Annotated in this window: 10 protein-coding genes and 1 pseudogene; 1 reads left to right on the forward strand and 10 read right to left on the reverse strand. The window is 31.0% G+C overall.

Annotated elements, in window-relative coordinates:
• Positions 1–8: 8 nt before the first annotated feature.
• The 9 genes and pseudogenes from M1D66_RS14985 to M1D66_RS15025 all read right to left on the reverse strand — a co-directional run bounded on the left by M1D66_RS14985 (position 9) and on the right by M1D66_RS15025 (position 9742).
• Entirely contained in the window at positions 9–1262 is a 1254-nt protein-coding gene (locus tag M1D66_RS14985; RefSeq protein WP_242554569.1) for an MFS transporter, read from the reverse strand.
• 1054 nt (positions 1263–2316) lie between these two features.
• Positions 2317–2907 (reverse strand): SGNH/GDSL hydrolase family protein, encoded by a 591-nt coding sequence (locus tag M1D66_RS14990; RefSeq protein WP_242554570.1) that lies wholly within the window; start codon positions 2905–2907, stop codon positions 2317–2319.
• 167 nt (positions 2908–3074) lie between these two features.
• Positions 3075–3203 (reverse strand): annotated as a pseudogene (locus M1D66_RS14995) (acyltransferase family protein); the annotation flags it as partial.
• Positions 3204–3291: 88 nt separating this feature from the next.
• Positions 3292–4605: a D-alanyl-D-alanine carboxypeptidase family protein gene (locus tag M1D66_RS15000; RefSeq protein WP_011110099.1), complete on the reverse strand. Its 1314-nt coding sequence runs from the start codon at positions 4603–4605 to the stop codon at positions 3292–3294.
• Positions 4606–4934: 329 nt separating this feature from the next.
• The gene (locus tag M1D66_RS15005) at positions 4935–5594 is read right to left on the reverse strand and encodes a CatB-related O-acetyltransferase (protein ID WP_242554571.1); all 660 of its coding nucleotides are present in this window, start codon (positions 5592–5594) and stop codon (positions 4935–4937) included.
• Positions 5595–5847: 253 nt separating this feature from the next.
• Positions 5848–6606: a TSUP family transporter gene (locus M1D66_RS15010; RefSeq protein ID WP_000347986.1), complete on the reverse strand. Its 759-nt coding sequence runs from the start codon at positions 6604–6606 to the stop codon at positions 5848–5850.
• A 67-nt stretch (positions 6607–6673) separates the two neighbouring features.
• Positions 6674–7924, reverse strand: coding sequence for a hypothetical protein (locus M1D66_RS15015; RefSeq protein ID WP_016122522.1), 1251 nt, complete (start codon positions 7922–7924; stop codon positions 6674–6676).
• Positions 7925–8444: 520 nt separating this feature from the next.
• Positions 8445–8723: an AbrB/MazE/SpoVT family DNA-binding domain-containing protein gene (locus tag M1D66_RS15020; protein ID WP_000842216.1), complete on the reverse strand. Its 279-nt coding sequence runs from the start codon at positions 8721–8723 to the stop codon at positions 8445–8447.
• A gap of 140 nt (positions 8724–8863) precedes the next feature.
• The gene (locus tag M1D66_RS15025) at positions 8864–9742 is read right to left on the reverse strand and encodes a helix-turn-helix domain-containing protein (RefSeq protein ID WP_000397977.1); all 879 of its coding nucleotides are present in this window, start codon (positions 9740–9742) and stop codon (positions 8864–8866) included.
• Between the two features lie 376 nt (positions 9743–10118).
• Between M1D66_RS15025 and M1D66_RS15030 the strand changes: the two genes are divergently transcribed.
• On the forward strand, positions 10119–10370 hold the full coding sequence (locus tag M1D66_RS15030; protein WP_000827555.1) for a response regulator transcription factor: 252 nt from the start codon (positions 10119–10121) through the stop codon (positions 10368–10370).
• Positions 10371–10738: 368 nt separating this feature from the next.
• Here M1D66_RS15030 and M1D66_RS15035 read toward each other — a convergent pair whose 3' ends face one another.
• Entirely contained in the window at positions 10739–11920 is a 1182-nt protein-coding gene (locus M1D66_RS15035; RefSeq protein WP_016122521.1) for an agmatine deiminase family protein, read from the reverse strand.
• Positions 11921–12077: the final 157 nt, after the last annotated feature.

The following is a 12077-nucleotide window of genomic DNA, read 5'->3' on the forward strand; positions in this document are numbered from 1 at the left end:
TCTTCCCTTCAAAAATTATTTGCTCTTATAGGTTCGTGTTTATGTTTAGCCCATAAATATTTCTGCAGTGAAACTCCAATTACTCCAATAATAACAAGCCCAATCCCTCCATAAACATAGAGTTGAGTTACTCCAAATAAATGCACTAATGGACCACTCATAGCAGGAGAAATAATTAAAACTGCGTTTGTTAAACTGCTTTGAATACCAAATACTCTTCCTACTTGATCTTGATCGGATTCTATTTGTAATATGACTTGATTAGATACAAGCATCAGTCCACTTCCAATACCAGCGATAAAACTAATTAAATAGGCTAAAACGAAGACCGTACCGGGCGTTATCAAACCAATCCCCCCAAAACCAATTCCCATTAAAACCATACCTCCACATACTACCCAGCCATATTGAAATTGTTTTAATTTCTGAGTTAGTAATGCACCAAGTATTCCGCCAAGACCAATAATAGAAATGATATATCCCATTTTACTTTTATCATGTGGGAATAAGCTCTTAAATAAAGTTGGGAATTGTGAGTCTACTAATTGTAATACCGCCATGGCTATTGTAACGAAAATCATGGTTGATAATATTATCCGATTAGATAACACATAACCCCACCCTTGTACCCAAGCGGTCCAAGTACTTTGTTTTTGCTGTTCAACAAATTCTTTCGATATAGTTTCTTTAAATTTTATTGTGGGTATGAGAACTAAGGTAGCTAATAAACAACTTATAGCTCTTATAATGAGGCAGAACTCTGGTTGAAACCAGCTCAACAACACGCCCCCTATAAGTGGGCCTACTATTTTGGTACCCTGCTCTACTATTCCGTTGATACTTACTGCTTTAGTAAGCAAGTCCGGGGATACAATCTGTCTTGTTAGTGTTTGCTGTGCAGGATAATAGAAAACAATAAAAATGGAACGAATCATTAATGCCACTAAGAGCCAGTGGATATCTTGTACAAATAAAAGAGCAATTGTTATTAGACCAACCATTAGATTACAGAACATCATAATTGGAATTTTTCTAAAACGATCTGCAATAACACCTGCCCATGAGCCAAAAATAATTCCAGGAAGTGCATATGCAACAGGAATCAATCCAATCATAGTAGGATCTACTTCCCATTCAAACCCAACTATAGTCATAATCGCTAACATATCAATAAAAACACCAAGCATAAGCAATGAATAGGCAGAGAAAACTTGTAAATAAACCCTATTTCCTAATAGGCCTTTTGAATCAGTAGTTTTCATAAAAGCAAGCTCCTTAGGTTACTAATATAAACGCTTTTGCGTATAAGGTACCTCTTTATTAAACTTAATTAATCATTATTGACATCTCACCTAGAATTTAACTTCGTCAAAACTCAAACTGCTCTTATTTTTCATATATTTAAAATAGTCAGACAAGAGAAAGCGTACCTATTTCTTCATTTTTATATCAACTGTTACAAAATATATCTTTACCTTACACTAATAACAGCTAAACGTTGCCTTAATATAACCCTTTACAGTCGTTTGCACATTCAATTCACATCCTTTTTAAAGTTGGCTTTTTTCTATCTCAAATACTATCACACAAATATTTCACCTACTATATTCATAAAGTTGAAATATTTGAATCAGAAAATTCGGATAAAAAACAAAATCCACAAATCATACCAAACAATTATTTAGTTATATTGTCATTTTATAGATGGCTTTAGCCATAAGGATATCAAGAATTAAGTTTTTTAATTTTATTAACATAATAGTTTAAAGAGACCGTAAATCCTACTAAACAAAAAAAATATACAATAAAGTATATTTTTTTCTTATCCTACATATTTTCTATTCAAATTAATTCCAATAACTAAAGTTGATAATAAAAATATAATATTACTAATCACTAATGTACTCATAACAAGAATTGAATAATATAGTATTAATACTTCTGCACCTACTACCTATTTTATTTATTGGATATTTATACTTCAAAAAAATTACACATCATTCACAATTAAGATACATACCTAAAATATGATTTGAACATGTTATTATATTTTAAGATAATATCAGTTTTTCTATAAGAGAACTTAATTTTTTTGTAGTACGAAACTGTTAGTAATACAGCATATACTAATTTAGTTATAAAAACATTTAAAGACCACCTATTTCCATAAGTAATCTTTCTTTGTGATTCTGTATTTGTGCACTACTGTAGAAATATATCGTAGAAACGCTTTGTTTGCTAAATGTTTAGTTCTTTCCATTTACTAAAAAACATAGCTTCATACAATTAATATCATATTCGTTACATTGCAAACTATTATTTTGTCTTCTGTACAGGCAAACTACTAAAAATTAATTCAGCAACTTTTACATATCCTTTTGAGTTTGGATGAATTAAATCCTTAGACCAAAGCGTATTGTCATTAACTAAATGATGATTCCAAAAATCAACATGATGAAGCTTATACTCTCTGCTCAGTGAATGTATAACTTCATTTGCCTCTAATAATTGTTCTTTTATTACTTGTTTTTTTTCAGAAGCAAAAAGGAGCCTAACTGTAAAATCTGGAAGGTTTGCTATAATAATATCAGCCCCTGCTTTACTTAATGTATCTATCATAAATTCCATATCGTTCTTATATGCATCATGATTCCAACGTCCTTTTAAAACATCGTTTGCCCCTGCAATGAGACTAACCAAATCTGGATTAAAAGTTAACGCCTTTTCCAATTGCTGCAAGCGAATTTCTTCAGTTACTAACCCACGCTTTGCAAAATTGGCATATTCTATATCGTTTTCACACAGTTGAACAAAATGATCTACCCAGCTTTTTAATGCAATTCCCTCAACTTCATCCCCTATCCCCTCTGTAAAACTATCGCCAATTGCTACAAATCGCTTCCACATATGTATTCCCCCTTTATTATTAACCATATCTATACTATACAATAGCTCACACCGTAATTGTTATTTCTAAGTGGTTTTCGATTTCAATTATATTCCACTTTACTATATTTACATTCAGAATCGGTCATATTCATATATTTACTAAAGAAATAAAATCTATCTAGGAATTATACTTTTTTCAAAAAATTTGTTGTTCTTTGTTTCGCCCAGTTGATACATTTCTTTTCGATTAAATGATATGAAACTATAGAAAAAAGTATTGTCATTGCAATGCACAAAGTAAGAAGAAAAATTACACCCTGACATTCCAAGCTATCCACATAAGAATCTATAGTACTTTGAAATCTTTTGTTTCAAACTAATATTTAGTTGTATCCTATAAAATTAGCTTTTTACTATATCAATCGAACGATCCCACATACCACTAAAAAAAGATCCTGTTTTACGTATAAAACGTGTAAGCCAATTTGCTTGTTCGACATCAGATTTTGTTACAAGGTCTATTTGTAATGATTTACCTGATAAGAAACCAGAATCTGTATTATCTTTAGGAGAGATAATCATTTTACTAATAGTTCCCCCCTCTTTAATAGGCGCTCCTTGTTCCATATTGGATACTTTAAATTCTTTTTTATAAATGTCTTTATTGCCCTTCGGCATTGGAAGTGAAACAGCTTGCTTCGTTTGAACTACTACATCTTTTTCTTTTGCATTTGCCACTCGAACTGTTTCATGTCCTTTTATTACTGAATCTTTTCCGTAGACATTCTTCACTTCAAAATTCGCAAATCCATAATCGTATAATTTCTTTGTTTCATCAAAACGTGCCGTATGAGATTTTGCTTTTATCACTACAGAAATTAGTCGCATACCATTTCTTTCTACTGTACCAGTGAAACAATCTCCCGCTTCTGGAGTAGTTCCTGTTTTCAAACCATCTACACCTTCATATTGCTTAATTAAGCCTTTTAACATCCAGTTAAAGTTCGCCATATCAATTGGATATTTACCACCCTCTTGGAATGTTTTTTTAGGAATTTTTGCTGTATTTAATATTTGGGGGAAATCTTGAATAAGACGTTGTGCTAAAATTGCACAATCCCTTGCAGACATTTTATTTTTCTCTTCTAGAGTTGTCCCTTCTAGATGATATCCTTTTAAATCTTGATTTGTTAAGCCAGTAGAGTTTACAAACTTATAATCTTTCATACCAAACTCTTTTGACTTATCGTTCATCATTTTTACAAAATTGACCTCTTTACCAGCAATCTGTTCAACTAAAGCAATTGTTGCACCATTTGCAGAGTAAATTGCCATTGCCTCATATAACTCTTTTACCGTATAAGAGCCACCATTTTCTAATGGAACATTTGATAGTGAACGATCTTGCGAAATCTTATGTGCATATTCAGAGATTTTAACTTTTTGATCCCATTTAAGTTTTCCTTTATCCACCGCTTCATGAACTAAGTATTCGCTCATCATTTTTGTCATACTAGCAATTGCCAATGATTCATCTGCATTTTTTTCATATAAAATTTTCCCGGAATTTGCTTCTATTAAAATTGCTGATCCTGCTTCAACGTCTATAGCAGGATCTGTTTCCGCTGCTGCTTTTCCAATTGTAACGACCATGCTACAAAATATTGTAAGCACTGTTACTATTGCAATAACTCTCTTGCAAAACATACCTTTCACTTCTGTTACCTCCAATTTCTTTGTACTCAAAAAAAGCGTTATTCTAACATAATCCCGCAAAAAATAGACAGTGTTCTCAAATTGTATATACATATAAAACGTTAGAATCGCTTTCATATAGACCACCTCATCCGACACTTTTAGGTGCGCTAATACTTTGTATTCCCACACATATCCTTATTTTTAATCCCCTTATATTTTTCAAAATGATTCACACTTTCATATTTTTTAGGATTACAGTTAATAGACAATCTAAATAATACATTTGTTCCACATTTACAAAAAATAAAAAACTACACCCTATACTGGATGTAGTTTTCCTAACTGATTTATTTATTTTTCACTTCATTTTTATAAAAAGCAAATAATGGTTCGATGGATGGACTAGATAACAGCGGAATTGCCTTCTCAATCAATTTCCTATCCCAATCAAACCAACGCATTTCCATTAACATATTTATCTCTATATCAGTGAATCGTTTCTTTATTTCCTTAGCAGGATTTCCACCAACTATTGTATACGGCGGAACATCTTTACTTACGACAGATCCTGCAGCAACAATTGCCCCTTCACCAATAGTAACGCCAGGCATTATTATAGCATTCATTCCAATCCAAGCATCACTTTGAATGACTGTATCGCCCTTTGGTTCATATGATTGTTTGATTTGCTCAGCAAATGGATATACTGTAATCCATTCTGAGTGATGATTATGATTACCACCCATTAAAATGATTACCCCACTTGCAATGCAAACATAATTCCCAATAATGAGTTTATCAAGATGCCATCCCATCTGTTCAATTGGATTGAAAAGTGCTTGAGACTTAGCATCTCCCCACAAATACCTTACACAGCCATCTTCAAAATTTTGATGGCTATAATAGCCTGAATAATAGGAGTACTCTCCTACTTCAATGAGTGGATTTGTTACTATATCTTTTATATACTTTGTTTCTGACCAATGATTAAATAATGGATGCTTCATAACTTTATTCCTCGCTTCTAAGTATTATATATATTGCTATTTACTTAGAAGCTTACTACGACTGCTACATTTTTTAGCTTTCTCAAACGACGAATCATTATCTTCAAGCCTTTCTTTTATACTATAAAAAAGCATAACGCAATACATTACACTAGTCAAATTGTGTAATTTTGAACACATCTTAAACAGCGTAATACTGCAATAGGAACATGAAAACACTCTAACTTTGATACAAATAATATATTGATTACATTTAGTTCATATTTTGTAAAAAAATCTTAATTGCCATGACAAAGCAAACAATAACCACTATTGGTCGTATTAATGCCGTCCCTTTTGTAAGCACCATCTTCGCCCCAATATATGATCCTATTATTTGACCAAGCATCATAATCAATCCAATTGTCCAATCGATTTGGCCAAAAATAATAAAATACAACAAAGCAGCGAAATTACTTGTAAAGTTCAAAATCTTAGCATTTGCAGTCGCCCGTGTAGCACTATATCCACATAAAAGAATGAATGCTAAAGCAATTAAACTACCTGTTCCTGGGCCGAAGAAACCATCATAAAATCCTAGTAACGGAGCCACTGTTAACGCAAACAACAACATACTTATTTTTCTCGGTCGATCTTCGTTTGCTATATTTGGAGATAATAGAAAATAAATGCCAATAAAAACAAGTAAAAAAGGTAATATCATAATTAGATATTCTGCTCGTATCTGTAAAACAAGCCATCCACCGAAAACTGATCCAAAAAAGGTCATTAAGATGGACAAACGCATTTCTTTAAGATTAATTTCTTTCTTCTTAATAAAAAACACTGTTGCCATGAGAGTTCCGCTACTCCCTTGCAGTTTATTAGTTGCTATCGCTACAGAAGGAGACATACCTACTAATAACATTATCGGGATAGTTATCATACCACCGCCTCCAGCAATCGTATCTATCCATCCTGCTAATACAGCTACTAAAAATAGTAGTATAAGTAATTCAATAGTAAAATCCATACAAAGAATATGGGAAGGCTTGAGCTATTATACCCCAAACCTCCCCATCTTCCCTCCTCTCTTTAAACTAGTTAATTAAATCTTTAAAGTAACTTTCTTTCTGATCACGTAATCGGCTGGAAACGTATTGCCTGCAAACAATTCTTCTTCCGTATTTATTATTTCCAATCGGGATTTTATATTCTTCCTCAGATAACCTTTCTCTACCATGAGTTACATTTGTTTGTTTACCATAGTATGAATTTGGTATAAGTAATAAATCTTCAGATGTAAGTGGAACCTTATAAGTAGGCGTTGTTCGTAAGAGTTCTAAAAACATGTCAAATTTCAATTTTTCTTCTTCACTTTCTCCCACATAAATCAATCTATTTTCTGCTCCATTTAAACAAGTTGCAATAATATCGCCATTATCATCCAAAAATATAATTTGGTTTATTTCCCCTACAAATCCAGATATTTCACCATCAGCCATTCCTGCGATATGAGCAATAGGCATTTTACTTATCGCCAATATGTCATCTTTACTGAAGTGATTTTCTTCAAGATGCTTTTGAAGTAATTTTGGCGTTCCAATATGAGTTTGAGTTTTTAAATTTAACACTCCTTTTAATAAAAGAGCATCAACTCTAGTAAATTTGCCACAAGTAATTTCAGACACTATTCGTTCCACGGATTTATTAAGTCTATTTGATACAATTTCTAAATTTGTATTGAATGTATTCAATCTCGCTTCAATATCTGACTGGTCTTTCATATCTGTATACACTGTGGCATCGTTATGTTGATAAAAGTTCCCGCCACCGGTGCTTGCACCGACATTTCGCAAAACTTCATCGTTGTTTAAAGGTGAAATGAGATGAAATCTATTTTTCCCTGCATGTTCGGATGGGTGAATTAAAGCATCATAATTAAAAAGTGTGGCAAAAAGCCATGTGACCCATTCTGCATAAAAATATTTTTTCATTCTATCGTGTTCGTCTTCACCATAATTAAAACCTCTGCGATTTTCCCCAGGTAATAATGTTTCCATAGGATCACATGGAGTATTTTTAATAAGAGTAGGTGGTACGTTCCCGCCACAATTCGCTATTTTTATCACATGTAGTAGGTTTTTCATATCTGAATTCGGATTTTTCTTTGAATAGTCAATCAAACAATTAAGCCACTCTTTTGAAAAATATGCTGCTATTTCTTGATCACAAGTATAAGGATTATGAGTTTTCAATTCATTTTCTATCAGATTCTTCATTTTATCCTTCAATACATTAGGAATGCTAATTTCTTCAATTTCTGTAATCTGCAGTATTCCTTTATTCATTTTAAAACCTCCGTTGTTTTATTTTTTACACCCTATCTTCTATTAAACAAACTATCCACTTCTTTTTTACTCCTTTACTTTTCGTCAGAGCTATTAGAATTACCGATTTACAAATAAAAAACATGGAGTATAAGAGATTTCTTCTTAGTTACATTTCCCCCACAAACCTCTATTGAATTGACAAATTTAATTTAAAAATCTGATTCATTTTCATACTTTACTTTCAAATTATGTTTATATGATTTTCAATTCAAGTAAGAGTATTTCATTTTCTAAAGTTTTCCTAATTTTAAAATCAGAATTTTCAATACAACTATGTTAACACTAAAAATATAACACGAAACCAAAAAATGTAAATGAATAGTTTTTTTATAAAAAATAGTCAGACTATTTACAAGGTAATCCGTATTCCATTGAACCAACTACGGCCCCTCAATTTTATTGATAACAATAAAAAAGCCCCCTAAATGATAGAGGACTTTTTCCAAGTATATTCTATTTTAAAGTTCTTACTTACCTTTTACTTTAAAAGATATTGCTGTAACTTCTTTATTAACAGTTCCATCCCGTTTGGACTTACAATAATCTTCCCATTCGCTAACGAAATATTGCTGTCTGAAATATCCCCTGTAAGTGCACAAGCTCTTGGAGATTGATATTTTCGTAAAATAATCTGGTCCTCTTCTATAAACATTTCAAGAGAATCTTTTTCTACAATTCCTAAACTCCGTCTTATTTCCATTGGAATAACAATACGCCCCATGCTATCTGCTTTACGAGTAATTCCTCTTGATTTCATAAAATGCCACCCTTTATATTTATCTAATATTACGGTATTTATTTTAGCAATAAACAACAATTAGGAATAGTTCGTATTACAGTACTTTTTTTAGAAATAAATAACAATTAGGAATAGTTTATGTTAGAATTCTTTCTTGTTTATTCTTGATTTTTAATATATTTTTCCTTGATTATTTTTATATATTGTTTTCTTTCAGTTAGTTCAAATATAAATAATGCTTTTTTTATGTCTCTTAAACCAACTTCATTAGAGTGCTGAACTTTCAATAAAATTGCACCTTTTTCAAAAAACAATTCACCTAATAAGTATAAAGTATTCATATTTATGGCTAATTTTATACCTATTTCACTATACTTTATTGCTTCTTCATATTGATTTGCAAGGTGTAAACATTTTGTTAACGTATGAATGAGTCTTAATTTGATTTCTTTTTCTCTAGGAAATTCTATCTTATTAAAATTAATTAAACTTTGTTTTAATATATTTATACTTTTCTCATACTCTTTATTTTCTGCATGTATTATAGCAATTGAATTCATTATGCTTATTTCTTTTTCTGATAAAAAGTTACTACTACTTAAGGTTTGTTTTAGTGCTCTATTTAAAATGTCAAAGGCATTACTTGTTGCTCCATTTACATAATATATAGCAATCGCTTCATGCCATAATAGAAATTGTTTATCTTCTTTTGATTGGAAATTATTTTCGTTTTTCTCTTTTTTCACTATTTCGTAAAGCTCATTATATTCTTTTTGTTTCACACAATCTCTCATTACACATTTTACATTTTCAATATATTTTATTTTTTTATTTTTGGTTAGTGCGAATATATAATTTGGATCAATACCAAGTCTTTCAGATAATTGATACAACAATATGCTAGATGGATAAATAATACCTTTTTCTATCTTACTAATTTGACTTTGTGAACATATTCCATGACATAATTCAGATTGTGACATGTTTTTTTTCTTTCTAAGTTCTTTAATAATAATACCAAGATTGTAGAATTCCATCTTTCCTCCCTCAAATGTAACACTTTATGAGTATAAGAATATTTCCCAACTTTTAATGTAATGTAAAATTAATATAGTTACAATTACTAATTATATGGATTTATAGTTTCTTTTACAAACTTGTATCACAATACGAGAAATTATTAAAATATGGTTCACTAATAATTAATGGGAGTTTTATTCTCCCCCACTGATTATTAGTCCACTCCAGACAGGCTTTTACAGGGAGTTCGACTTCTTTGCCACATCTAAATTTTGAGGTGGGAGTCTTACTATCTGCAAATAGCCTGATTAAAATAAATATGATTTTTCACCTTTATTTCTTTTAATAGTTTCTTTTGATTTTTATATAAATAATTTCGAAGGAGCGTATTTTATGAAAAGAATGTTGACCGAAAGAGAGTTAGAAGTGGCTATTTATGTAGCAAAAGGATTTACAGATGTAGAAATTTCAAAAAAAATATATGTTACCCCTCGAAGAATTTCAACGATAATTAATCATATTAAAGAAAAATGGCATATTAATTCTAGAGTGGAATTAGGTATTTTAGTGTATCATTATGGTTTTATAGATGCACCCTTATTTTCAAATAAAGAAAATCATTTATTCGAAAAGGTTGCACAATAATTGACCAAGTATAATGTGTTCATTTACAAATAAAAACAGAAAAGTCGCTGAACTTTTATTATTTAAGGTAATTCTGAAGGTGATGGGCATGTATGGATTGCTAAAAGAAAAAATATAGATTGTATTTAGATATTTTAGTAAGAATGATTGTACCAGAAACAGCAAGTATAGCTTTTAATGTAGAAAATCCATCCATTTTGATTAAGCTTTTTTGAAAAAGGGTGGGTTTCTTCAGTTTATAGGAAAGGTATACTTAACTCATAAAAATTACAATAAAATAGGTAAACATGCCATCGCATCTTTACCTATCCTATGGATAAACAGGTTCTCATAAGAAATAGAAAACTTCCCTAAACACTATAAATATATTATTTTAAATTAATTGGTTGTTGTTGAGTAATACAATGGATCATACCACCATTTTTATAAAGCTCTCTTACATCAACCCCCACCACTTTACGATCAGGATAAAGTTTTTGAATCGTCTCATTTGCTATTTTATCATTAGGGTCATTATAGTTAGGAACTAAGATAACTTGATTCGCTATATAATAATTAATATATGAACCTTTATAATCAAGTTGCTTTCCGTTTTCTAATGTAACATTATTCTTGCTTAACGGCAGATATACATACTTGTACTTATTACCCTCAGCATCTTTTGCCTGCAACAACTTGTTAATATCTTTATCAGACGTTCCCCATTCAGCTAAATCTTTTTTGTTTAACGTTATAATAGTAGATTTATCGTGGAATTTTGCAAATCCATCAATATGAAAATCAGTAATATCTAAGTTAGGTACTCCATCTAACCAAATAAAATTTGTTACCCCAAGGTCACTAATATATTTTTCAATATCTTTTTCTGACAATTTTGGATTTCTATTTTTATTCGTCACAGCACTTCTAGTTAGTAAAGCAGTTCCATTACCATCTAATTCAAATGCGCCACCTTCAAGAACAAATTTATTCCAATCAATTCTTTCAATTCCTAACTGTTTACTAAGATTCTCGCGAAGACGAGCATCTTTCTTATATGGTGTTTTCTTTCCCCATCCGTTAAATCCTGGGTCTAATATCTTTAGATTTTTATCATTATCATAAACAAAAATTGGTCCAGTATCTCTTGCCCATACATCGTCAGTAGGTGCGATAAAGAAATCAATTTTCCCCATATTTACCCCATAATCTATTAAAACCTCAGTAATTCTTTCTTTTTCTTCTTGATCATATGCAACAATATGAACTTTTTCGCCTTTGCTTAAAGCATTTGTCATTTGAATCCAAATTGGCTCTACTTCTTGCTGATATTTTTGCCCATATGTAAATTCATGAGGCCATTGTAACCATGTTCCTTCATGTTTGCTTTTTTCATCTGGCATTGTATACTTTCCTACTTGTTTTCGCACCTCTACTTTCTTCATATCTTTTCTTTGCGTTTTTTCAATTTCCTTCGCCTGAACTTTCTCAATCCCCTTCCCTAGAGCATAACCACCGAAAATAGATGTGGTTAGTATAGCACTCATACACAAATTCGTTATTTTTTTCATTTCTTAACCTCCTTTTCTGTCTTACTGTAAACCTTTACATAGTGTGAAGGTCAAGCTTTTCTGTTTGAATTATTTAAATATTTTAAATGTGAAGTGCAATTTGATCGAACTCTATACAAAACAAGTAAGAATCAACTCTTCCTACTATAATCATCAT

This window comes from Bacillus sp. PK6-16 (assembly GCF_056530295.1).

Excerpts from the sequence above, each read along its gene's own strand:
- M1D66_RS14990 (WP_242554570.1), bottom strand. The coding sequence starts at position 2,907 with ATGTGGAAGCGATTTGTAGCAATTGGCGATAGTTTTACAGAGGGGATA.
- M1D66_RS15030 (WP_000827555.1), top strand. The coding sequence starts at position 10,119 with ATGAAAAGAATGTTGACCGAAAGAGAGTTAGAAGTGGCTATTTATGTA.
- M1D66_RS15020 (WP_000842216.1), bottom strand. The coding sequence starts at position 8,723 with ATGAAATCAAGAGGAATTACTCGTAAAGCAGATAGCATGGGGCGTATT.
- M1D66_RS15035 (WP_016122521.1), bottom strand. The coding sequence starts at position 11,920 with ATGAAAAAAATAACGAATTTGTGTATGAGTGCTATACTAACCACATCT.
- M1D66_RS15005 (WP_242554571.1), bottom strand. The coding sequence starts at position 5,594 with ATGAAGCATCCATTATTTAATCATTGGTCAGAAACAAAGTATATAAAA.
- M1D66_RS15025 (WP_000397977.1), bottom strand. The coding sequence starts at position 9,742 with ATGGAATTCTACAATCTTGGTATTATTATTAAAGAACTTAGAAAGAAA.
- M1D66_RS15010 (WP_000347986.1), bottom strand. The coding sequence starts at position 6,606 with ATGGATTTTACTATTGAATTACTTATACTACTATTTTTAGTAGCTGTA.
- M1D66_RS14985 (WP_242554569.1), bottom strand. The coding sequence starts at position 1,262 with ATGAAAACTACTGATTCAAAAGGCCTATTAGGAAATAGGGTTTATTTA.
- M1D66_RS15015 (WP_016122522.1), bottom strand. The coding sequence starts at position 7,924 with ATGAATAAAGGAATACTGCAGATTACAGAAATTGAAGAAATTAGCATT.